The organism is Burkholderia cepacia, from assembly GCF_029962485.1.
Taxonomy (GTDB): domain Bacteria; phylum Pseudomonadota; class Gammaproteobacteria; order Burkholderiales; family Burkholderiaceae; genus Burkholderia.
The window spans coordinates 1,939,361-1,962,019 of sequence record NZ_CP073638.1 but is presented as its reverse complement, the minus strand read 5'-3'; the positions used below and the strand labels follow the sequence as shown (position 1 = coordinate 1,962,019).

The 22,659-nt window shown below is 61.7% G+C and carries 15 protein-coding genes and 1 riboswitch; all 15 genes read left to right on the top strand.

Annotated elements, in window-relative coordinates; all coding sequences use genetic code 11:
• Positions 1 to 26: 26 nt before the first annotated feature.
• The 15 genes from KEC55_RS25145 to KEC55_RS25075 all read left to right on the top strand — a co-directional run bounded on the left by KEC55_RS25145 (position 27) and on the right by KEC55_RS25075 (position 22,659).
• Positions 27 to 521: a hydroxyquinol 1,2-dioxygenase gene (locus tag KEC55_RS25145; protein ID WP_282507836.1), complete on the top strand. Its 495-nt coding sequence runs from the start codon at positions 27 to 29 to the stop codon at positions 519 to 521.
• Between the two features lie 37 nt (positions 522 to 558).
• Positions 559 to 1,578: a hydroxyquinol 1,2-dioxygenase gene (locus tag KEC55_RS25140; protein WP_282507835.1), complete on the top strand. Its 1,020-nt coding sequence runs from the start codon at positions 559 to 561 to the stop codon at positions 1,576 to 1,578.
• A gap of 50 nt (positions 1,579 to 1,628) precedes the next feature.
• Complete coding sequence (locus KEC55_RS25135; protein WP_282507834.1) at positions 1,629 to 3,095, top strand: aldehyde dehydrogenase family protein; 1,467 nt, start codon at positions 1,629 to 1,631, stop codon at positions 3,093 to 3,095.
• Positions 3,096 to 3,102: 7 nt separating this feature from the next.
• Positions 3,103 to 4,170, top strand: a complete 1,068-nt coding sequence (locus KEC55_RS25130) for a maleylacetate reductase (RefSeq protein ID WP_282507833.1) — start codon at positions 3,103 to 3,105, stop codon at positions 4,168 to 4,170.
• Positions 4,171 to 4,233: 63 nt separating this feature from the next.
• Complete coding sequence (locus KEC55_RS25125; RefSeq protein ID WP_176051705.1) at positions 4,234 to 4,545, top strand: YciI family protein; 312 nt, start codon at positions 4,234 to 4,236, stop codon at positions 4,543 to 4,545.
• A 3-nt stretch (positions 4,546 to 4,548) separates the two neighbouring features.
• Complete coding sequence (locus KEC55_RS25120) at positions 4,549 to 4,884, top strand: Rieske (2Fe-2S) protein (protein WP_282507832.1); 336 nt, start codon at positions 4,549 to 4,551, stop codon at positions 4,882 to 4,884.
• A gap of 170 nt (positions 4,885 to 5,054) precedes the next feature.
• Positions 5,055 to 6,143, top strand: a complete 1,089-nt coding sequence (locus KEC55_RS25115) for a porin (RefSeq protein WP_282507831.1) — start codon at positions 5,055 to 5,057, stop codon at positions 6,141 to 6,143.
• A gap of 432 nt (positions 6,144 to 6,575) precedes the next feature.
• Positions 6,576 to 7,388, top strand: coding sequence for a hypothetical protein (locus KEC55_RS25110; protein ID WP_282507830.1), 813 nt, complete (start codon positions 6,576 to 6,578; stop codon positions 7,386 to 7,388).
• A gap of 233 nt (positions 7,389 to 7,621) precedes the next feature.
• A riboswitch (SAM-I-IV-variant riboswitch) is annotated at positions 7,622 to 7,725 on the top strand.
• Positions 7,726 to 7,767: 42 nt separating this feature from the next.
• On the top strand, positions 7,768 to 8,088 hold the full coding sequence (locus tag KEC55_RS25105) for a hypothetical protein (RefSeq protein ID WP_176051708.1): 321 nt from the start codon (positions 7,768 to 7,770) through the stop codon (positions 8,086 to 8,088).
• A 245-nt stretch (positions 8,089 to 8,333) separates the two neighbouring features.
• Positions 8,334 to 11,156: a type VI secretion system Vgr family protein gene (locus KEC55_RS25100; protein ID WP_282507829.1), complete on the top strand. Its 2,823-nt coding sequence runs from the start codon at positions 8,334 to 8,336 to the stop codon at positions 11,154 to 11,156.
• Positions 11,153 to 12,745: a hypothetical protein gene (locus KEC55_RS25095; RefSeq protein ID WP_282507828.1), complete on the top strand. Its 1,593-nt coding sequence runs from the start codon at positions 11,153 to 11,155 to the stop codon at positions 12,743 to 12,745. Before KEC55_RS25100 ends, KEC55_RS25095 begins: the two co-directional genes overlap by 4 nt.
• Before the next feature lie 23 nt (positions 12,746 to 12,768).
• Positions 12,769 to 13,779: a PoNe immunity protein domain-containing protein gene (locus tag KEC55_RS25090; RefSeq protein ID WP_282507827.1), complete on the top strand. Its 1,011-nt coding sequence runs from the start codon at positions 12,769 to 12,771 to the stop codon at positions 13,777 to 13,779.
• A 107-nt stretch (positions 13,780 to 13,886) separates the two neighbouring features.
• Positions 13,887 to 15,623, top strand: coding sequence for an HsdM family class I SAM-dependent methyltransferase (locus KEC55_RS25085; RefSeq protein ID WP_282507826.1), 1,737 nt, complete (start codon positions 13,887 to 13,889; stop codon positions 15,621 to 15,623).
• 44 nt (positions 15,624 to 15,667) lie between these two features.
• Positions 15,668 to 18,457, top strand: coding sequence for a hypothetical protein (locus tag KEC55_RS25080; protein ID WP_282507825.1), 2,790 nt, complete (start codon positions 15,668 to 15,670; stop codon positions 18,455 to 18,457).
• Positions 18,454 to 22,659, top strand: coding sequence for a DEAD/DEAH box helicase family protein (locus tag KEC55_RS25075; RefSeq protein WP_282507824.1), 4,206 nt, complete (start codon positions 18,454 to 18,456; stop codon positions 22,657 to 22,659). Before KEC55_RS25080 ends, KEC55_RS25075 begins: the two co-directional genes overlap by 4 nt.

The following is a 22,659-nucleotide window of genomic DNA, read 5'->3' as shown; positions in this document are numbered from 1 at the left end:
CAAGCGGTTCAACTCAGGAGACAGAAATGACCAGCACGGCATTCCACACCGTCTTCGGCTCGCTCGATGGTTACCGGAAGGGCGAGATCGAAATCACCAGCGGCAGCGCGCAGCACTACGCCTTCTCGAATGTCTTCGAGGTGGCATCGAAGTCGGCCCCTTATGAAAAGGTCGTCGCCGGCAAGAATCTCGAATACGTGATCGAAGTGTTGAGGACCGACGGCCAGTCGCCGTGGTTCGCGTGTGCGCATGACGAGTTCACGATCCAGATGGACGGCGAAGTCCGGATCGAATTCATCAAGCTCGACAACCCGCCGGCATCGGGTCGCGGCACCGTGAGCGCCGGCGAGCAACCGGCCGGCCGGAACATGGGGTACGTCGTATTGCGCAAGGGCCATCAGGCACTGCTGCCGGCCGGCTGTGCCTATCGCTTCACCGCGAGCCGGCCGGGCGTCGCTCTCGTGCAGACCATCCTCGGCGAGTTGTCCGTCGAGAAGTGGGCCGAGATCTGCCTGCACTGACCTTCCGACCTCATTCGACTATCCCAGGAGACACGTTATGGCCACCCTCGAAACCCTCGACCCGTCCACGGGCTTTGCCGCCGATCTGGTGCGATCGACCGAAGCCGATGCCGTGACCGGCTACCGCCGCTTCCAGCTCGGCGCATTCGAATTCCAGCGCGACGAATACTTCGTGAAGATCAGCTGGCCCGCGAAAGGCCAGACCCGCACGCATGCGATGCCGGCGGACGCGTTCCTGCGCGCGATGATGCGCGACGTCGCATGGGGCTTCTTCTACGGCTGGGTGAACTTCGACCACGTGTTCGGCACGCGCAATCACTACGGCAAGGTCGACATGTATGCGGGCACGTTCAACGGCATCCTGAAGGACGCCGGTGTCGATTACACCGAGACCTTCGAAACGCCGACGATCATGGCGACCTTCAAGGCGATGCTGCACGACTGGACGAACGAAGGCTTCGACCCGTTCGCGGCGCCGGAGGAAACCGGCACCGCATTCGGGCGCAAGCACGGTGAAAACGGCGCGGCGATCGAGCGCACGCGCATCGCGACGCGCCGCATGCCGGGCCTCGAAGGCGATTCGCCGCTGCGCAACGAGCTGCCGGTCAACCGCGCGTTCCTCGACGTCGCGCAGGACGAGCCGGAAGTGCATGTCGAGCCGGGCTTCGAAGGCGAGCTGCACGCGTTCAACCTGTTCAAGTACCTGTCGCGCTCGGACGTCACGTGGAATCCGTCGGTCACGTCGGTGTGCGGGCGCAGCCTGTTTTGCCCGACCACCGAGGAATTCATCCTGCCGGTGTTCCATGGCAACGACCGCGTCGAATGGTTCCTGCAACTGTCCGACGAAATCGTGTGGGACATCGGCGACAAGAACACCGGCGCGCCGCGCGCACGCGTCACGATGCGCGCAGGCGACATCTGCGCGATGCCGGCCGACATCCGTCACCAGGGCTACTCGACCAAGCGTTCGATGCTGCTGGTCTGGGAAAACGCGACGCCGAACCTGCCGCAACGCTACGAGAGCGGCGAGCTCGCACCGTATCCGATCGCATTCTGAGCCGCGCGCCGGCGACTGCTTCAGCTTCTGCCAAACACCGAGGACGATTCATGCAAACCCAACTCTTCATCGACGGGCGCTTCGTTGACGCCGTCGACCGCGGCACGATCGACGTGCTGAACCCGCACGACGGCTCCGTCATCGCGAAGATCGCCGCAGCCACCGCGGCGGACGTCGATCTGGCCGTCGACGCCGCGACGCGCGCGTTTCCCAAATGGTCGGCGCTGCCGGCGGCCGAGCGTGGCCGTCTGCTGCTGCGCCTGGCCGATGCGATCGAAGCCAACACGGAGGAGCTGGCGCAGCTCGAATCGCTGGACACCGGCCACCCGATTCGCGATTCGCGTTCGCTCGACGTGCCGCGCACGGCGGCCTGCTTCCGCTATTTCGGCGGCATGGCCGACAAGCTGCAAGGCTCGGTGATTCCGGTCGAGACCGGCTTCCTGAACTACGTGCAGCGCGCGCCGATCGGCGTCGTCGGCCAGATCGTGCCGTGGAATTTTCCGCTGATGTTCACGAGCTGGAAGATGGGCCCGGCGCTGGCCGCCGGCAACACGGTGGTGCTCAAGCCGTCGGAAATCACGCCGCTGTCGACGTTGCGCATCGTCGAGCTGATGGCCGAAGTCGGGTTTCCCGCGGGCGTCGTCAATATCGTCCCCGGTTACGGCCATACGGCCGGCCAGCGGCTCGCCGAACATCCGGGCGTCGGCAAGATCGCGTTCACGGGGTCGACGGCCACCGGCCGGCGGATCGTCGAAGCGTCGCAGGGCAACCTGAAGCGCATTCAGCTGGAACTGGGCGGCAAGGGCGCGAATATCGTGTTCGACGATGCCAACCTCGACGCGGCGATCAACGGCGCTGCCTGGGCGATCTTTCACAACCAGGGGCAGGCATGCATCGCGGGTTCGCGCCTCGTGCTGCACGAACGGATCGCGGACGCGTTCCTCGAGCGATTCGTCGCGCTCGCGTCGTCGATCCGGATCGGCAATCCGCTCGATCCGAACACGGAAATGGGCCCGCTGACGTCGAAGCAGCACCTCGATCGCGTGCTGTCATATGTCGACGTCGCGCGCGAGCAGGGTGGCCGCGTGCTGACGGGCGGCAGCGCACCGCAGGATCCGGCGCTCGCCAATGGTTACTACGTGCGCCCGACGATCATCGAGGCGAAGAGCGCGAGCGACCGCGTCGCGCAGGAGGAAGTGTTCGGCCCGTTCGTCACGGTGCTGCGTTTCGGCAGCGACGAAGAAGCGCTTGCCATCGCCAACGCAACGGAATACGGGCTCGGCAGCGGCCTCTGGACCCAGAATCTGTCGCGTGCACACAAGATGGCATCGCAGATCAATGCAGGCATGTGCTGGATCAACTGCTACAAGCGCGTCAATCCGGGCAGCCCGTTCGGCGGCGTCGGCAAGTCGGGCTACGGCCGCGAGATGGGTTTCGAGGCCATGCACGACTACACGGAGGCGCGCTCGGTGTGGGTCAACGTCGACGGCAACGTGCCGCCGCACTTCAAGCGCTGAGGCTTTCATGGAGCGCTTCGTCTATCAAGGCACGCCTTCCCGCGTGGTGTTCGAATGGGGTGCGCTCGACAGGCTGCCGGACGAGCTGTCGACGCTCGGCGCCAGCCGCGCGCTCATTCTGTCGACGCCCGAGCAGCGGCATCTCGCCGACCGAGTGAAGGCGGTACTCGGCGAGCGCGCGGCCGGCGTGTGTGCGCAGGCCGTCATGCACGTGCCGCTCGAAGTCGCACACGCGGCGCGCGAGATGGCCGCGGAGCTGGGCGCGGACTGTTGCATCGCGATCGGCGGCGGGTCGACGATCGGGCTTGGCAAGGCCATTGCGCTCGAATCGTCGCTGCCGATCCTGGCCGTGCCGACGACTTACGCGGGCTCGGAGATGACGCCGATCTACGGGCTCACGGAAGGCCGGCTGAAGCGCACCGGGCGCGATGTGCGCGTGCTGCCGCGTACCGTGCTGTACGACCCGTCGCTGACGTTGTCGCTGCCGCCGGGCATTTCGGCGGCGTCGGGCGTCAATGCGATGGCGCACGCGGTCGAGGCGCTCTACGCGGAAGACGCGAACCCGGTGATCAGCTTGATGGCCGAAGAATCGATTCGCGCGCTGGGCGAAGCGTTGCCCGTGGTGGTGCGCGATCCGGAAGATCGCACGATGCGTAGTCGCGCGTTGTACGGCGCGTGGCTTGCCGGCACCTGCCTCGGTGCGGTCGGCATGGCGTTGCACCACAAGCTTTGTCACACGCTCGGCGGCACGTTCAATCTGCCGCACGCGCAGACGCACGCGGCGATGTTGCCGCATACCGCGCACTACAACCACGCTGCGGCGCCCGATGCGCTGCGCCGGGTTGCGCGGGCGCTGGGCGGGAACGACGCTGCGGACGCCGGCCCGCTGCTGTTCAGGCTGAACGAGCAGCTCGGTATCGCACCGGCGCTCGCAGACATCGGGATGCCGGAGGCTGGCCTCGACGAAGCAGCCGATCTCGCGTGCAGGAACCCGTATGCGAATCCGCGGCCGATCGAGCGCGCAGCGATTCGTGCGCTGCTTCAGGATGCATGGGAAGGGCGCGCGCCGCATTGAGCGGCCCGATGCGTCAACGGAGAAAGACGTGATGAATGACCCCATCGACCGGAGCTGATCGTCATGGCTCGATTTTTCGCGGTATTTGCGACGGACCAGCCCGGTATGCGCCACGTGCGCGACCGCATGCGGCCGATTCACCGGACCTATCTGCGTTCGGCTGCCGAGCACGGCGTGGTGGTGCGGCTCGGTGGGCCGACGCTCGACCCGCAAGGCGATGCGATGAACGGCACGTTGCTCGTCGTCGAGGCCGACGACATTCAGGCGGTGATGCAGTTCGTCGGGAACGACCCGTATGTGAAGGAAGGGCTCTTCTCGCGCGTGGAAGTGCGTCCGTGGGACTGGAGCCTCGGCAACCCCGAGCAGAGGGTGTGAGCGATGGAAGCGAGACAACTCTGCCGCGTGTCCGAGGTGCCCGACGGCGGCGCGCGGGTCGTCGATGAAGCGTGCATCGGGCGTCCCGTCATCGTGGTGCGGCGGGGTGAGCAGGTATGGGCGTATGTGAATCGTTGCCCGCATTTCTCCGTGCCGCTCGATTTCGTGCCGGGCAATGTTTCCTGCTATCGGTCGCAGGTGCTGATGTGCGCGCATCACAGCGCGCTGTTTCGCTTCGACGATGGGGTTTGCATCGACGGACCGTGCACGGGGGCTGGACTGGAAGCCGTGGCGGTCGAAGTGGATTCCGCTGCGTGGATTATTTTCAGAGGCAATTGATTCTCGGGTTCGCGTCAGGAAGTTCGTTTTTATAAATCAGTAAAGCTAATCATATCGCTGGTGTTGATGTAACTGCCTGAATCAAGGCGATTCCCCAAGAAGCAATGAGCGATCACCCGCCATCCGGCGCGGTGACGGACTCGTATTTCCATAAAAAAGACGGAGACAACATGAAACTCAGGTTTGGAGCAGTGGCGGTTCTTGCCGTTGCGCAAGGTGCATGGGCGCAGAGCAGTGTGACGATGTTCGGTCTGATCGACTCCGGCATCTCGTATGTCAGCAACGAGGGCGGCGGAAAGAACGTCAAGTTCGACGACGGTATCTACGCGCCCAACCTCTTCGGCTTTCGCGGCACGGAAGATCTCGGCGGCGGGTACCACGCGACATTCGCGCTCGTGAACCAGTTTTCGATGGCGAACGGCAGCATCATCGGAACCGGGATTTTCGGCCGCAACGCCTACGTGGGCATCGACAGCGACCGGTTCGGCAGCATCACGCTGGGCAATCAATACGACTTCATGGTCGATGCGCTCTTCAACAAGGGGAATGCGATCGGAAGGGACATCTCGGGGCTGTACGGTTTCCGGAACGGCCCGTTCCAGCGGCTCGCGCTCCCCGACAACCCGACCGGTGCGTTCGACTGGGACCGCACCGCAGGCAGCAAGCCGATCGCGAATTCGGTCAAGTACACGTCGCCGACGGTCTCAGGTTTTTCCGGCGGCGTGATGTATGCGTTCGGCGGCGTGGCCGGCTCGGTCGGCGCGGACAATGCCGTCAGTGCCGGGGTGAACTATGAAATGGGGGCTTTCGGCGTGGGCGCGGCCTACACGAACGAGAAGTACGGCCCGGCGCCGGGCGTGCCGTCGACCAGCGTGCGTAACTGGGGCGTCGGCATGCACTACGACTTCGGTGTCGTGAAGGCGACTGCATTGATGACCACGGTGCGGAATTCGTTCAACGATGCCGCCGTGTGGATGGCCGAAGCCGGCGGCCTGTGGCGGATCAGGCCGGATGTCGTCTTCGGCGCGAAGTACATGTACATGAAGGGGAATGAAGCGGTGAACGACAACCACGCGCATCAGGTCAGCGTGGCGCTTCAGTACCTGTTGTCGAAGCGGACGATGGTGTACGTGTCGGCCGATTATCAGCGGGCAAACAGCGGCGCGAACGCGCAGGTGAACGGCGTGCTGGATCCGAATGGCGCATCGAGTTCAGCGAGTCAGGCCGTGGCGCGGGTCGGGTTGCATACTGTGTTTTGAGGCGGGCGGCGGGCGGATCTGATGTCAAGGTCAGCCCGCCAACGGACTTCCTGGACGCTGCGGCCGCCTCATGTGCGGCGCACACTGCCGTATCCGTGCGTGAATGAGGTGGTCGATCGGCGGCAGACGGGGATCTTCGGGGGGGGCGTCGAGCGTATTCGAGACGAGGCTCGCGAGCGCCGGCCGCGTATCGTCAGGAGGACGGGCGGGGATGCGATTGCGGATTCCTGATGGGCGCCGCCGCTGGCTTCCCGCCGGTTGTCGTCGTCCGGGCAACACGGGAGTGTACCCATTGACCTGCTGCCTGGCCGGCGATGATCCTAGGATGGGGCGCGCGACCATCGGTGAATTTCGAGCGGCGGGTGCGCTGCCGAGCATTCCACTCTATAGTGCTCGTCGTCAATCGATCTGCAAGCACATCAGGAGTTCGTCGTGTTTCACCGGAAATCCAAATTGGGTCGCTCGAGCTTCGCGTGCATCGTCGCCCTGACGACGATGCTGACGACAGTCGCGGCGCATGCAGAGGCGGAGGTTGCCGACGGCACGACGCGCATCGCGTCGGCTGTCAATCGAGACACATCGCCGGCGAGACAGATTGCCGGCGACGATCCGGTTGCGATCCGGGATGCGTTGAAGAAGCTGCACGTCAGCACGCTCGCGCCTTCGTTGCGCGACCGGGTTCGCGGCCTGGTCTCCGACGCGGCCGACCGGCATGTCCCGAACCCCGACCTGGCGGCCGTCGATCTGGATCGTGACGTGACGTTCGTGGTGCCGGTGCGGTACGGCGTGAGGTACCGGTCACGGCGGCACCTTCTGACACTGGATGTCGACCTGTTCGATGGGGAGCGCGAAGATCGCACGGGCATCCTGCTCAGCAAGGTCACGACGGGGCCGCGAGGGCGCGGGCTCGTGATTGCACCCGAAGCGAAGGCGAAAGGGTACATCCAGCACGTCGACATCATCGAACTCGATTCCGGGCAAGGTAAAAAGACCACGGTTCGTAGCCGCATGCGGCTTTCACCCGCCGAGTACGCCAAAACGCAGGGCAACTTCGCGCTCGTTTTTTCCGGGCGCTTGGTTCGGCCTTACCTGACCGAACAAACCGAACATGCCGATCCGAGTATCGACGAGCCGACGGACATTACGACGAAGATCTCCACGTTGCACATGGACCTCCATGACATCCGGCTGGTGAGTCCGTCGAGCGGCGTCGTGGTGTCGAAGAAGCTGGGTTTGTCGAAGTAGCGGGTTTCGGGGCGCGGTTGATGCAGGCGCGTGGTTAGCCTGTTGTTCAACCACCTAGCCCATGAAAACGCGGACAGGTTCGGTGCGACCGCTACGGCGCTTGCCGTCGAGTCGCCGATAAGGGCCGGATCGGTGAAGCCATTTCCTCCCGAAGCGCCGCTTTCCCGCGGCTTCTTGCCCGACGCTCGTTTTTCAGTATAATGAACCCACGTTCGGAATGTCGAACGTAAGAAATCAAGCATCCAGAGTCGGATTTTCCGACGCCAACCTGCCCTCCCGGGCAAGGTGGACGCCTTTGAGGCGATGCGGCCGATTCACGGCAACGAAACGGGAACAGCATGGCTGGCACCGGTTCGATCACCAATCATCCGGAGCAACCATGAGCCAAGTTTCCTCCGCTTCCCGCCCGACCGTCTGTGAAGACTGGTCGCAGTTCCTTCCCGGTTTCACGTTGACGCACACGGTTCATCTCGTATCGAGACGGAATCCGGGCATCGTCTCGACCGCGGCTGCTGTGCTCGAAGGCGAAACGGCCACGGTCGATCGGTGGGCTATCACCCGCTGTGGCGACGTTCTCGAGCAAAAGATCGTGCTCGGCGAAATGACGGAAGGGCAGGCGGTGCGGTTGCGCGAACGGCTTGCCGCGCTCGATGGCGTGCTCCGCACGCGGGTGGAGCATCATTTCGTGCGGGCGGGTTGAGCCGTCTGCGGAATTGAAGCGGGGTGCAGAAACGGGCAAGGATTTATGAGCCATTGAATTACCACGCCCGCAGCCATCAATGGCTCGCACTCACCTCAATTATTTAAAAAATGTGCGCAATTACAGCAAATTGCTTCCGCCACTGCTTGTTGGGAGGTTGGGTCGCATCACTTATATTGTGTACATAGGGTCTTCCCCGTATGATTTTGCTCGGCTCTGAGAGAAGCCGATACAAGGAAAATCAAATGGGAGCACAGGACCTTATCGCGTTAATGAATTCGGGGTTACTCCAGTCGGACCGGATTGTGAAACTGGATACCCCTGCCGGGCCGAATGTGCTGATACCGCATATCGTGGTGGGTACTGCTCGCTTGGGGCGCAATTACGAGTACACGCTCGACGTGGTTTCGCTGCTGGATTCGCTCGAGCTGAAATCACTCATTGCGCAACCAGTTACACTCTGGCTTCAGCAGACTGACAAGACCTACCGGCCGCAACACGGCTACGTACATACTGCGCGACGCCTGGGCGCTGACGGACGACTGATAAGTCTGCAACTGACTTTCTCGTCCTGGCTTCATTTCCTGAGGTTCCGTAAGGACGCTCGCATATTTCAGGACCAGACGGTCGAGGCCATTCTCGAAACAGTCTTTCGAGGGCATCCGCAGGCAATCGGTGCTTACCGAATCGACGTGCAGAAACCCTCGCCAGTTCGCTCGTTCTGCGTTCAGTACGAGGACGATTGGAACTTCGTGCATCGGCTGATGGAGTCGGAAGGCTGGTTCTACTATTTCGAGCACGCCGACGATGGTAAGTCGCATACCCTCGTCGTCACGGACGACCTGTATTCGCTCAAGCCTCTTGAGCAGGAGCATGTCCGATTCTATCGTGCCGGCATCACGCGTCAGCCCGACGCGCTCGTGCACTGGTCGGGCACTCGGACCTTGCAGAGCACGCTGCATTCGACGAGTACGTTCGACTATAAGAATCCCGAAGCGCGCAAGGAAAAGTCATTCCCTACCGTCGCGAACCAGGGCGACCTGCCGCAGCAGGCCGAGGTCTACGAGTACACCGGACCGTACACGTACCTGGGGGATGGCCGCGGCGACCAGCTGACCAAGCTCAAGCTGGAGGAATGGGAGTCGCGCGCGAAGCGATTCTACGGCGTAGGCAGTGCACCGAGCATTGACGTGGGACACTGGTTCAGCTTGTTGGACCATCCAGAGCACGACCGGGATAGTGCAGAGGACCGCAAGTTCGTCGTGGTCGAAACAACTTGGTACATCCGCAACAATCTGCCGGTGGGCGAAAGTCGCCCCTATCCGCATAGCCTGGACGCGCGTTTTGCCGAGGTTCGCGATGCTCACGAGGAGTCAGCGTCGGCATTCACGGTCACGGACGCCATGGGCAGCGAAGGCTTCTTCCTCGTCAAGGTCGAAGCCCAGCGTCAGAAGGCGCCGTTTCGCAGCCCGTTCGAGCACCAGAAGCCTGTCATGCATCTGCAGACGGCGACCGTCGTTGGTCCTGGGAATGAGGAGGTCTACACCGATTCACTGAATCGCATCCTGGTGCGCATGCACTGGGACCGACGCGAGGGTCTTGGAGCAACGTGCTGGGTCCGCGCTGCATTTTCCGACACCGGGAGCGGCTATGGCAGCGTGCATGTGCCGCGCGTGGGTGAAGAGGTGACCATCGACTGGGTCGGTGGTGACTGCGACCGGCCGCTTGCGACGGGGCGCGTCTACAACGGCGCCAACCAGCCGCGCTGGCACACGAACGGCCTGTTGTCCGGCTACCGCTCCAGGGAGTATGGCGGTGGCGGCTACAACCATCTGGTAATGGACGATGCGACGGGCCAGAACCGCCTGCAATTGTTCTCGTCGCAAGGCAGCTCGATGCTTCATCTGGGATACCTGATAGCCCAGGACGGCAATGTCCGCGGCAGCTATCTCGGCAACGGCTTTGACCTACGCACCGACGCGTATGGCGCGATTCGCGCCAACCGCGGGCTATTCCTTACGACGCATCCAGGCTCGGGTGCGGCGACCCAGCAGCTCGAGGTCCGGCAGGCTCAGCAGCAACTCACCGGCGCGCACAACCTTGTCGAGTCGCTTTCCGACGTCAGTACCCAGCACCAGGCCGAAAGCCTGAAGGCAGGCCAAGATGCGCTCAAGGACTTTACGGACGTCACGACCGACAACGTCCAGGGGCAAGGACAGGCAAACGGCGGGCGCACGGCGGGTGGCGGCACCGGCTCGGCCAATGCGTTCAAGAAACCCATCCTCCTGGCAGCCAGCCCGGCGGGTATCGCGCTGTCGACGCAGCAGTCGGTGCACCTTGGGGCAGACGAACAGGTCACCCTAGTCAGCGGCCAGAGCACGCACATCGCAGCCGGCAAGTCGTTGCTCGCGAGTGTGGCCGAGCGCATCAGCCTGTTCGTGCAGAACGCGGGGATGAAGCTCTTTGCGGCAAAGGGCAAGGTGGAAATCCAGGCGCAGTCGGACAACATCGAAGTGACGGCACAGAAGACGGTGAAGGTGCTGTCGGCGACCGAGAAGGTGGAGGTGGCGGCCAGTCAGGGTGTTCTTTTGACGGCCGGCGGCGCGTACATCCGCATTCAGGGCGGCAATATCGAGATTCACGCTCCGGGCAAGATAGACATCAAGGGCGCGCAGCATGCGTTCGCCGGTCCGACGAGTGCCCCCTACGACCTGCCCGCGCTGCCGAAGGGCGACCTGCACAACAAGCTCGAGCTGAACCTTACGGACGACAACCTGAAGGCTGTGCCTCAGGCTCCCTACAAAGTCGTGTTCGAGAACGGAACAACCTTGGCTGGCAAGCTCGACGGAAACGGTCACGCGGTCCTGCGCGATGTGCCTGACGGCACTGCGAAGGTCTTTTTCGGCGAAGACGCGCGGCCGTTCAATCCGCAACCCGTGCCCGCGCCGAAGGAGCTCGCTCAGACTGATGTTCTCAAAGAACTGCATGCGGCCGGACATGAGGGCATTACGGACGAAAACCTCTACAGCCTGTTCAACAAATTTTCTGGCCGGCCGGACGTCAAATGAACGAGAACGACCAACAAGCAATCGAAGAAGCCGTCAAAGAGATTGGGTGGTCGATGGCGGCCAACGCCGTGCCTGTGTTCTATGTCGCGCAGAACGTCTACGACACCACCGAGAGCGTATGGACAGTGTGGAATGCACGTGAAAGTGCGGACGAGATGACGAAAATCGAGGCAGGCATCGACCTCGTATTCGCCGTCGTGGGCTGGGTGCCCGTCGTCGGCGCCGGCGTCAAGCGCACGTTTCGCCTCGTCAACCACAAGTCAGAAATCTACGGCCCTCTGCTGTTCGACATTCTCCGCCTAGTGCTCCAGCAAGCGCACATTCAGACCAGCCCGGATGCGTTGATTGACAGGCTGTTCGATGCCACCGGCGTTAAGAAGTATCTGACCGAGGCGCGCGAACACATCCAGAAATCCTGGCTGTATCGTGAGATGCCGTCGGGAATGCAGGTTACGTTCATGCAGGCACTGACCTTCGTCGAAACGAATCTGCCGTATTGGCTTGCGCAGTTCGTCCAGCGCAAGCTGCTCCACTGGCGCAAGAAGCAGCCGAATTCCTCCGCGGTCAGCACTCTGGATGAACATCGGACCACCGAAAAGCCCGGCGCGAAGGGGGAAGAGGCGAAGGCGGGTCATGACCGACCAGTGCCGACACCCTCTAGGGGGGTGGTGAACGCCAAGCTCGCTGTAACCGACATCACGACTAGCATCACCGGCATTCTGGGCGAACACATCGGCGACTATTACTGCTATGAGAATCTCAAGTGGGGCAACGGATGGAAGAACCACGACAAGGGGCTGAGTGGCAAATGGAGTGAGCAACCGGGCCTTCGGGTCATGGGGAAGCTCAACGACAAGGGCAAGCTGAACAAGCTTTTCGACTTCAAAGCGCGTGGGCACGGTATCGACGGCGTCTGGCGTGCTGCACCGTTCAGCAACCAGATGAAGGACTTCGCTATCGTCGAAATCAAGGCATCGACAACGACACGAAAGCTGAAAGACCCAAACGCTAAACCCAGCATTGCGAGCAAACTCGGAACGATTAAGGAGAAAGTGCGCCCCCCTGCCCAGGACCTTCTCGAGCCACCTGAAGATACCGGGCCGGCGTTGCCGACCAAGGGAAGCGGTAAGCCAGGAGGTGGAGGCAAGCCGGCGACTGGTGGCGGTAAGCCCACGCCGGGCGGCGGAAAACCAACGGCAGGTGGGGCCTCAAATGAGAGTAGTCCTCCGAGAAAGCAGCAATCGGATTCTGCTACACCGACAACGGAAACAACTCCGACGGACAAGAATGCTCCAGCCGGACCTAGCAGCGCAAAAATCGCCAGGGTTCAAATGAGTCACGAATGGATTGAAGCGAGACTTCCGGGAGCAGTTGCGGACCAAGGTCTGGTAAACACCATACTGAGGTCGCATTATTCGCGACATCTGTTGTATGTTCCGTTTTATCTTCCGTCTGCTGCGCAGCACGTCGAAGCGCTCGCTACGGGCGCTGAGCACGAACATGCGGACCACGACCTTCCCTTCACCCATCACTATAAGGACGGCGAGGTTGAAGAAGCGGTCAAGCTCAAAGCGAGCAGGCTAAAATAGCCTAGTGCCACGAGATTATTGATATGAGCGAAGACTTCGATTCGAAACGGCGGCAACGTTTTCTTGGCGAGAGCTACTTCAAGTGGCGTATGGAGCTCTTGGATGACAACATCGCATACTGGTCCGAAAATGTTGCCCCAAACGGTAGCGATGAGAACGAGCGGAAAGCGCTGGCGCAACGCTACCTCGTTTCCGATGTCTATCGACGCTTCCTGCTTATGTACACGGGTGGCGCGGACATCGGGCTGATGCGTAGTGAGCTCGAACCAGTGCTCGAAGCATATGAACGGTACACGAAAGCTCAACGCATGAACCGGCAAGACGCCAGCGAGCCACCACTGGTTTTCGAGGAAATTGGCGAGTATGAGACAGTAATGCAGCTAATTGGCTTTTGCTATCTGCTGCATCGACGTGACTTGCTTCCGCGGATTGTAGAGATGTTCGACCCCTCCTATCGTGGGAAGGACACCTTGTATGAGGATCTGCTGGCGTACGACCTCGAAGGTCGAATCAACGTAGATAGCTGGTATCACGACGTGCCATACCGGCCCCTCGTTTTCAGTCTATATCGCGAAACGAAATTGGAGTCAGTCGTCGACTTGACGGAATACCTCGATGCTTGGTATCGGGGCATGGCCGCAGCTCCGTGGCACGACGGCCATCTTGAAGCCAAGAAGAATGGCAAGGGTACCTACGTCGGCTACTGGGCCGTTGAAGCAGCAGCTGTCGCATTTCTGCTGCAGTTAGACGACAGCGCCTTCCGCGACCACCTATTGTATCCGAAGGACCTCGCTGACTACGCCCGCAACTTCGACGCATCAAAGGAAACCGCGCCAGCGCTTCAAGGTGGCGCCGCAACGACTGTGCGTACAGGCCAGGCCTGCCCGGAGACTGGTATTTGGAAAGCGCAGGGACACAACGTGCCCGGCGTGATGGTGCAACAAGGCGAGCGCATGCCCGAGGTCTTCGCACCGGACAAGAGCGGGGCATATCGTCCGCAGTCTGCGCTTTGGGAGTTCGACCGCAAGGCCTGAGACATGGACGAGTTTCGAAAGCCCAGGGCCAAGGCGCCTCGAGTCCGCTCGGAGCGCCGCTAAAGAACCAGACCAATGCAGCAAATCGACACGACCGCCGCTCGCCAATGACAACAACCTCCAAGTCGCACTTCCTGCGTCTTGTCCGTACCCTTCGTGCTGCCACACAAGGCGCGCAAATCGGGCCAGACGTGGTCATTGGCAGCACATTAGCACGATGGTGCAAGGAGTCGTTCCCAGGGCTGCCGCGCTCAGGCCTGCCGGTGAACGCGCAACTGCAGCATGACCCGGCCGTGGGCGCATTCGTGGATTTCGTTAAAGACCAAGAATTGGTCGAGGCGACCTACTGGCTCTCATCAGCCTATGCCCAGCTCGCTGGCGATGAGCGCCGCAAGCAACTGGCGATGTTTTTCACGCCGCCATCGCTAACCAAGCGTTTGCTGGACGACTTGTTGGCAAGCGGTGTGGACTATGCCGTTCGAAAGTTTTGCGACCCTGCCTGTGGGGGGGCAGCGTTCCTGGCGCCGATTGCGATTCGCATGCGCGATACGCTGCGCGAGCGAGGAGCCTCTGCCGCACAAATCATCGACCATGTGCAGCATCACATCCTCGGGTTCGACAAGGAGGTAGCGCTTTGTGAGATGTCGAAGCACTTCCTGCTGATGGTGCTACATGAAGAGGTTGTCGCGACCGGCGGGCGACCGAAGTTCCAGGTTTACCATGGAGACTCGCTTCTGCAGGCTCAGTACCTGCTTGGAACCCTGGACGTCGTGGTCTGCAACCCGCCGTTCCGGAAGATGCCGTCGACCGAAGTTGTGCATTACCTTGGGGACTTTGCCGACATCATCGAAGCGCAGCCGAACCTGTATGCGCTTTTCGTTGCCTTGTGCGTCAAACTGTTGGCACCGGGCGGCACCTGCGCACTAGTTACGCCCACGAGCTTCCTGTCCGGCCAGTACTTCTCGAAGCTGCGCACGTTCCTGCTGACCCAAGCGAACGTGCTTAGCATCGGCATGGTCAGTGACCGACTCGGTGTATTCATCGACGTCGAGCAGGAAACTGCACTGACTTTGGCGCGCCGCGCACAGGTAGGGCATGTGTCCGCCGCAAAGCCAGACGTGTCGGTTGTTGCACGCGACGGTCACTACGTCAGCGTCGGTCGCTGTGTCCTTCCTAACTCGGGCACTGCTTGGCCAATTCCACGTACAGAAAGCGACGTCATCTTGCTCAAGAGCGCCGCTAAATCGCGCGCAACTCTAACTGACTACGGTTATACCCCGCGTATTGGCGCCTTCGTGTGGAACCGAGACACGCGCACAACCTATCCGTCTGCGAAAAGTGCAGCGCATGCACGCGGAGGAACCGCTGTCCCACTGCTGTGGTCGAGCGATATTTCGCCAGATGGCCAGCTACGTTTCTCTGGAGCAGCGAAAGCAAACCGGGAACATTGCTTCGTAAACCTTGGGGCGAAGGACCACCGCTCGGTCGTCCGTAGGCCCAGTGTCTTGCTGCAACGCGTCACGTCTAATGACCAACCGCGACGTCTGGTTGCCGCAGCAGTACCGCGACCACTAATCGAAACCTACGGCGGTTTCGTCGGCGAGAACCACACTGTCATCCTCGAGCAGGTGAGCGTTGAGCCCGCGCTCACGCCAGAGCAGCTTGCACAATTGCTCGCCACACCCACGGTGGACCGCTACTTCCGCTGCATCTCCGGGGCGACAAACGTATCCATCTTCGAGCTCAGCCAGCTTCGATTGCCCGACCCAGGACGGCTCAGAAGTCTCCTCGCGCGGGGATATGACATGCCGAGTGCGGCGCGCAAAGCGCTTCAAGAGAATTAGCCCCTCTTGCCTACGCGCCGCGAACAGCGAGAAACATAAGACTCATGGCATCGAGAAAACAGCTCAACGGCTTGCTTGAGGCGCAGAAGAAGAGGCGCGAAGAGCTCGCGAGACTAGCTGCCCGCAAACCTGCCGCGCGGCCAAGGGCCGTGACGAAGCCCCCGAAGCCGTTGCAACAGTCGGAGCCTGTCTCCCCTCCGCGGGCGCCTGAACCGCCACCCGTGTTGCCGCGCACTCGCGAGGCGCTCATCTCGCTGTACCAAGACGACAGCATCCAGCCGAGCGAGCCCTCGTCGGCGCTCGTTTCGCTTGCTGACTTGTATCTGCACGCCGCGCAGTACCGTTCGCGCCACATCGCGATGGTATGGCCAGCCACGCTCAAGACTTTGACCGTCGTACACGCCCTGGCTACGCTGGCGCGTTGGCACGAAGGCGACAAGCAGGGTGTCCGGGGCACGCTCTACCCAGCCAAGACCAACGTTTTCTATCGGCTAAACCACCTGCACTTCGACCGGAGGTCTCTGTTGCACATCGCCAGCGACTTGGCCGAGGTCAACGGAAATCCGAAAGTCACCCGGCCGATGCGAGATAAGGATGCTTTCCTATTCTCGCTTGCCGACGGGGGGCTTCCTCAGGTCCCGGGGGAGGCCTTCAACCCGACCATTGGCGAGTTGCTGCCGCTATTCCTAGCCACGCCCGACTCCAACAGTTGGAGTGCTTGCAACGCTCGACTGCTTGCACTCGTTCGAGCCAAGCTCGCCAGACGAGCGCATGCGAAGGCATTGCAGATGAATTGCGCAGTTATCGGCGACCCTCGTACCGCGCCGGACGCGCTTTTCGCGCTTGATGGGCGCATGACGGAAGAGGAACTCCGTAAGGCCTGCAAGGCGCTGGCAAAACTCGGCCCGCCGGAAGTGGTACTGGTGCAAGCAACACGCGCGGTGCGTTTCGAGGCTCCGGGCTGGAAAAGGCACTTGGCCCGCTTCTGCCTCATGCTCGAAGACGTTTTTCAGAGTGCCATGCCGGGAGTGGTCGTCGTCACGGATGAGCCGCATGCCGCCTACCGGCTCAAGGACGAGCTCTGGGAGCGAAACCATAAGCGTGACCCTCAGCACCGCTGGGACATGCGGCACGAGTTCCGGATTGCCGGCATTCCAAGCACTGTGGGCAATGAAGGGCTCCTGGCGGCAGGAACTTGCGAGGCTGCTCATCCGTCTCCGCGCGAATTCGATGTCCACATCGTGGATGCCGACGCGGCCAAGGTGGCGAACAGGCTCGTTCGCATCGCCAGTGCTGCGCCGGGCGGACAAGCGGCAGCGAAGCCGCTTGCCGACGCTGCCACCTTTCTTTCGCGCTTGGCGGCCCTTCCTTGCGGCGTGCGCCACATGTCGGAATACTTAGCCGGCCCGGACGTGACCGACCGCACACGTAGGGAGTTCGACTGGCCCACTCATTTTGGTGCCGCCCTCGAGTTCAACCGCAGCGTTGGTGTCGGAGACGACCGGCCGGCCCTACTTGATTGCCTGGAGCGCGGCTCGAAGCTCTTCGGCAACTACCAAGCTGCGACCCCCTTTGCCCACAAGCTGGCCGCCCTCGTCGCGAATGCTGCTACGAGAAAGAAGCGCAGCGTGGCCATCGTGTTCCCCAATGCGCTTTACCGGCGCCTTGCCGAGCGCTTTCTCGCCGAGTATGACCAGTACCCGTCAGGTGTGACTTACGATGCCTTCGGTGACCGCGTGCACCTACTGCCTGCTGCGCAACTGGATGAGCACATTGACGGGCTGCACGGCGCCACGCTTGTGTTCGCCGGACTCAACGAGGATTGTCTGCGCGTGCTGTTGACCGACGACCGAGTCCCCGCGCACTCGGTACTCTTGCTGACCCAGCGGGCAGGTCAGTTCCTGCGTGCAACCCTCAAGCCCATCGTGGAACGCATGCCGGAGTTCAAATCCTACAAGCCGCGGATGGAGTCCATTCTGCGGCAACTCAAGGAATTGCCTGAAGACGCGTCTGTTCTTTCTACCGGGGACTACGTGTTGCCGACCTTCCGGGTTGAACTGTCGTCCGATATTTCGCCGCACGAGCAGGAGGTCGACCCTGATTCATGGGGCATCCGGTTCGACAACGGCCTCACGCAATATCGCCGTGGCACATCGGACGTGTACGTCTACGAGCCGGCTTCGCAAAATGCTACTGACGCGGGATTCAGGACGTGCCAGGTTCGTTCTTTGGAAGTCGGGGACAGGGTCTTCGTGATGTCAGCGGAGCTGCGCGAGATGGTCGAGCAGGTATTGTGTGAAGCAGGGGTATCAATCCAGTCCGACAAGACGTTCGAGTCAGCGCTTCGTAGTTACCACGAGCTCGTGCAAAAGCGCCTTGCGCATCGGTTTCCGCAAGCTACAGTGGCAGACAAGGTACGCGCCGTTCGCCAGTCGATGTTGGAACTTGATGCTAGCCTGGAACGCAGGTTGCCAACTTTGCAGGCGATGCGCCACTGGATTGACCTAGGGCGCTCTCCCGACACTCCATTCGAACAGTTGAGGCCACAAGCGCCAAATCGTGAAGACGTGTTCAAAGCCTTCGCGGAGGTGCTCGGTTTTTCCTCACTTGAGGCCGCCTATCATTGGCAGCGTGTCATCATGGCCGTCCGCACCTCTCGCCGGCTAGACGGACGCCATGTTTCCGACATCTACGCGTACATGCTCTTGCAGCCCGAGTCCGTTATGGCTCATTCCAGCATCAGACGGAAGACGCTTCACCAGTTGTTCGACAAGGCACGTGAGAACGTCGCTACCGTCGAAATTGTTGGCCCCCTGAAGGAGTCAAAAGAATGAGCCAGTCTGTTTTGCGCGCTGACCCTGCGAAAATCTCCCCCACGCTAAAGGAGGCGGTGGTCGACAGTCTACTCAACTTGACTTATGCGCAACTCAGTGGTCAAGGACAAACCGGACAATACATCTTCGGCGCCCGTCCGCGAGCACTCCTCAACTCCGGCTTCCTGCTGCCCCAGCGCAGTGTCTCGGGCGACGACGAAGTGACCTCTCCCATCTGGGTCTCGTCGCACGGACTACAGATGCAGCTCAACGCCATGACAACGGCAGTGATGACGGTCTCACCTCGGTTTAGCGTTTATGTACGTGTGCTGCCCCGCGAGGAAGACCTAAGGCGACCGAACTGCCGGCCGGTTTTCATGTTGCGACAAGCGCTGGTCGATGAAATTAAAGCCGAGCGTGACCGCCGGCTGGAGGAGGAGTGGGAAAAGGTCAAGGGGTCTTACACGTCCAAGTGGAAGCACCCGGGCTGGCCGGTGATTCGGGCCCGTGTCGTCGATGAGGTCTACAAAGCCAAAGGCGTCCCTCGGCATCTCCTGACCGCTGACGTCCCGCAAGACGAAGCCGACGTCGAGGCTGATGAGGCGCTAGGCGACGCAGACAGCGCAGGCGAGAGCACGAAGGAGGGGGTGCCAGTTAAAGCTGACGAGTCTTTGCCCATCAAGGACGAGCATTTCGAGCCGTTGACCGTCCCGCACAAATGGATGCGACTTGAGGTGCAGCTCCCGCCGCTCGAGCTTGATATCTTCAAGAGCAGCGAAGAACTGCAGCGCGACCTTGACGACCACGCCGCGCGCATGAACGCGGCCGTGGCCAAACGCGTGGCAGAGTGGGCGCAAAGCGACGACCCGGACATCGGCGGCAAGGCGTGGGGTTACCGGCACGACCTGAGCATCCCAGCAAGCCGCTACACCAAATGGGCCGACTTCCTTGACCTGGTCCGCAAGTCGAACCTGCGCATCACGTTGCCCCAGATTCAGCTGAGTTGGGACCTTGAGCTGTACCCTGACTGGCTGGACCCCTCAAAGCGCAGCTTCTTTCTTGCGCTTGAGAACGTCAGCAAGATGCCCAAGCAGCACGTCGACGAGACGGAAGAGGCGGTCTTCCTCGTGTCGCTTCGGGTTGAGTTGCCGACCGCGCTCCATCACCCGCTGAAGCTTGAGCGCGTCGAGCCATCCTATCGCTATAACAAGTACCTCACCTATCCGGCAATGGGCCACAACTGTGGTGTCGTGCAGGTACAGTCTGACCCCGCGGTTTGCGTGCTTGAGACGACGTGGACACCTCGTTACACGCAACCGCGCATTGTCCCGACGAGCGCTAACGGGGTCCAGCGGCGAGTGCGCTCACTCGCGCAGCCCGATGGACTGGATGGCTTGTCGCCACTCTTGCCTTCAATGCGGGAGTGGCTGAAGAACCTACCCACGCAGGTCAACCCGGCCGAAGGTCTCGACTCCTCCGACGTGGCGGGCATCGCTCGCGAAGAAGAGGCATTCCGTCAGGACTTGTGCAAATGGGAGACTGAGATGAAGGCGGTCGAGGCAGGCCTGAACTGTCTGCGCGAGTCACGCGACGCCTGGCGCAGCCGGGGCCTCCAGACGGACATGAAAGCCGTCGTCTACGAAGCGTGGCTGGCCACGAACGAGACGATGGCCGACTTCATGCAGGCGCGCTTCGGGAGCGACGACAGCGAATGGCGCTTGTTCCAGCTGGCTTTCATCATCGCCAACATTCCGGCACTCGCCTCGCGCATTCCGGGGTTGTCGCACTGCTACGACGAGCGCCGCGACGATTCGGTGACGCTGCTGTACTTCGCCACCGGTGGTGGCAAGTCCGAGGCGTTCTTCGGACTGCTGGTCTTCAACCTCATGCTAGACCGTCTGCGCGGCAAGCACCGTGGGGTGACGGCCCTGATTCGCTACCCGTTGCGCTTGCTGACGATTCAGCAGGCGCAACGGGGCGCGCGCGTGCTGGCGCATGGCGAGCGTGTGCGTCGCCGTCATGGCTACGGCGGAGACTCGCTGTCTATCGGCTTCTGGGTGGGAAACGGTGGCTCGCCTAACCGCCACAGCGCCAAGGGTGTCAAGAGCATTCCGACCGTGTCTGAGGCGCCTCCCGTCCTCGCTGACGAGCAGTCCCTTCGGGAGAACGACAGCAAATACACGTTGGCCATGCGCGCGTGGCGAAAGCTGCCTAAGTGCCCGTTTTGCGGCAGCGAAACCGCACTGCGGTTGTTCGTCGACTCGAAAAACCAGACGCTGGGCCATGTCTGCACCAACGTCCAGTGTGACTCCAACGAGGGTCAGTGGAAGCCGCTCCCCTTCTACATCGTCGATGAGGACATCTACGACCTAGCGCCGTCGGTCCTGCTCGGCACGGTCGATAAGCTGGCGCTCATCGGCCACTCGAATCACACCATCCGCCGCATCTATGGCATGTTCGGCGCCGCACCTTGGGTCAACCCGTCTAACGGGCGGTTGTACGTTCCCATCGACAACCGTGAACTCACGGCTGGTCCAGCAGCAAAAGGCATGGAGGGGGTGTACCCTGCCTATCAGACTGGCAAGCGCGTCTTCCACGACCCGTTCCCGAGCCTCATAATCCAAGACGAGGCGCACCTGCTCGACGAGTCCCTCGGCACGTTCGCCGGCCTGTTCGAGTCCACGCTGGATGCCGTGTTCGAGTGTCTCGCGAAGCCGCTCGCGAGCCTGATAGCGGTCGACGGCCAGGGCCGCCGGCGACGAGCCAAGGTCATCGCGGCGTCAGCCACCGTGGCAGACCCCGAGAGACAACTTGAGCACCTGTATCAGCGCTCGATTCCGGCTACCCAGTTCCCGGAACCCGGACCGACTCTCTATGAGTCTTTCTACGCCAAGCCCGCGCAAGCTAAGGAAGTGCTGCGCGAGGCTCACCCGGACGTGGAAGTGGCTAGCCAGCAGGCACGGGTGTATACCGCTTTTATGACCAACGGCAAGCCGCACACATCCACCAGCGTGGCGGTACTGTCGGGGTTTCACTTGACCGTCACGAGGCTCTTCGACAACCTCACCAGCGGTGTGCCCGCGCACTTCCAGGCGGCGCAGCAAATGTTGGTCGACCATGTATGTGCGGGGCCGCTTGAGCAGCTGCATAAGCAGGTACTGGCCGCAGCGGACGCGTCGCAGCTGGCCACGCTTATCGACCTGCACCGCATTGCGCTCACCTACGTCACGAACAAGAAGGGCGGCGACCAAATCATGGCCGCCGAAGCTGAGGAGACTCGAAAGCGCCACCTCAACGAGCGCATCGCGCTGGAAGGCCTTGATACTCGCCTCATCACCGGCTCGGTCGAACAAGGCGAAATCCAGGCCGTCGTCGATACCGCACAGCGCCGCGTCGCCCCTGGCCAGCCGCTGCCGCCGATTCGAGAGCAACTTCGCTCCGTCATCGCCACCTCAGCTATCTCGCACGGCGTGGACGTCGACGAGTTCAACTCGATGTTCTTTGCCGGTATGCCCTCCGACATCGCGGAGTACATCCAGGCCTCGTCACGTGTAGGGCGTACGCACATCGGCTTCGTGGTCCTGGTGCCCACGCCACAGCGCCGCCGCGACCGTCACATCGTGCACGTCTTCGACATATTTCATCGCTTCCTGGAGCGCATGGTGCAGCCAGCGGCTATCGACCGCTGGGCAGAGCGTGCCGTGGAGCGGGTCTTCCCGAGCCTGCTGCAGGCCTACCTGCTCGGGGTCGTTCCAAGCCGCGAATTGATTGGCCTACCGGAGGACGAGAAGGGTAGGACGCCGGACTTTAGCTTCATCCCCAACGTGCGTAAGGAGTTGAACTCCCGCGGCGACGCCTTCATCGAGGAAATCGACAGGTTCGTTGAGTTGGCCATCGGACTGCGTGACGCCTTCGCGCCAGAGGGCAAGGAGCATTACCGTGCCCGCATCGACCAAAAGACCCGCGACCTCGTTGTCAATGCGTGGAGCAGCCCGGTTTGGGGCAGCGGTAATATGGAAGGCTACTTTAAGGCTCAGACAGACCTGATGCTCAAACCGATGACATCGCTGCGCGATGTCGACCAGGGAGGTGCCATTCAGGCGTCTACCCGTGACGCGGAAGGCAAGACCCAGACGCCCGGCGAGGTTCTGCTGGTGATGGACCTTGTCCGTCACGGCGTGGCTAGCAACGACGGTGCGGATAACGCACAGACGGGGGACTGA

Bases quoted from the DNA above. Each gene is read 5' to 3' on its own strand.
- KEC55_RS25080 (WP_282507825.1), top strand. From the start codon at position 15,668: ATGGCATCGAGAAAACAGCTCAACGGCTTGCTTGAGGCGCAGAAGAAG.
- KEC55_RS25105 (WP_176051708.1), top strand. From the start codon at position 7,768: ATGAGCCAAGTTTCCTCCGCTTCCCGCCCGACCGTCTGTGAAGACTGG.
- KEC55_RS25085 (WP_282507826.1), top strand. From the start codon at position 13,887: ATGACAACAACCTCCAAGTCGCACTTCCTGCGTCTTGTCCGTACCCTT.
- KEC55_RS25100 (WP_282507829.1), top strand. From the start codon at position 8,334: ATGGGAGCACAGGACCTTATCGCGTTAATGAATTCGGGGTTACTCCAG.
- KEC55_RS25135 (WP_282507834.1), top strand. From the start codon at position 1,629: ATGCAAACCCAACTCTTCATCGACGGGCGCTTCGTTGACGCCGTCGAC.
- KEC55_RS25075 (WP_282507824.1), top strand. From the start codon at position 18,454: ATGAGCCAGTCTGTTTTGCGCGCTGACCCTGCGAAAATCTCCCCCACG.
- KEC55_RS25130 (WP_282507833.1), top strand. From the start codon at position 3,103: ATGGAGCGCTTCGTCTATCAAGGCACGCCTTCCCGCGTGGTGTTCGAA.
- KEC55_RS25115 (WP_282507831.1), top strand. From the start codon at position 5,055: ATGAAACTCAGGTTTGGAGCAGTGGCGGTTCTTGCCGTTGCGCAAGGT.
- KEC55_RS25125 (WP_176051705.1), top strand. From the start codon at position 4,234: ATGGCTCGATTTTTCGCGGTATTTGCGACGGACCAGCCCGGTATGCGC.
- KEC55_RS25140 (WP_282507835.1), top strand. From the start codon at position 559: ATGGCCACCCTCGAAACCCTCGACCCGTCCACGGGCTTTGCCGCCGAT.
- KEC55_RS25095 (WP_282507828.1), top strand. From the start codon at position 11,153: ATGAACGAGAACGACCAACAAGCAATCGAAGAAGCCGTCAAAGAGATT.
- KEC55_RS25120 (WP_282507832.1), top strand. From the start codon at position 4,549: ATGGAAGCGAGACAACTCTGCCGCGTGTCCGAGGTGCCCGACGGCGGC.
- KEC55_RS25145 (WP_282507836.1), top strand. From the start codon at position 27: ATGACCAGCACGGCATTCCACACCGTCTTCGGCTCGCTCGATGGTTAC.
- KEC55_RS25090 (WP_282507827.1), top strand. From the start codon at position 12,769: ATGAGCGAAGACTTCGATTCGAAACGGCGGCAACGTTTTCTTGGCGAG.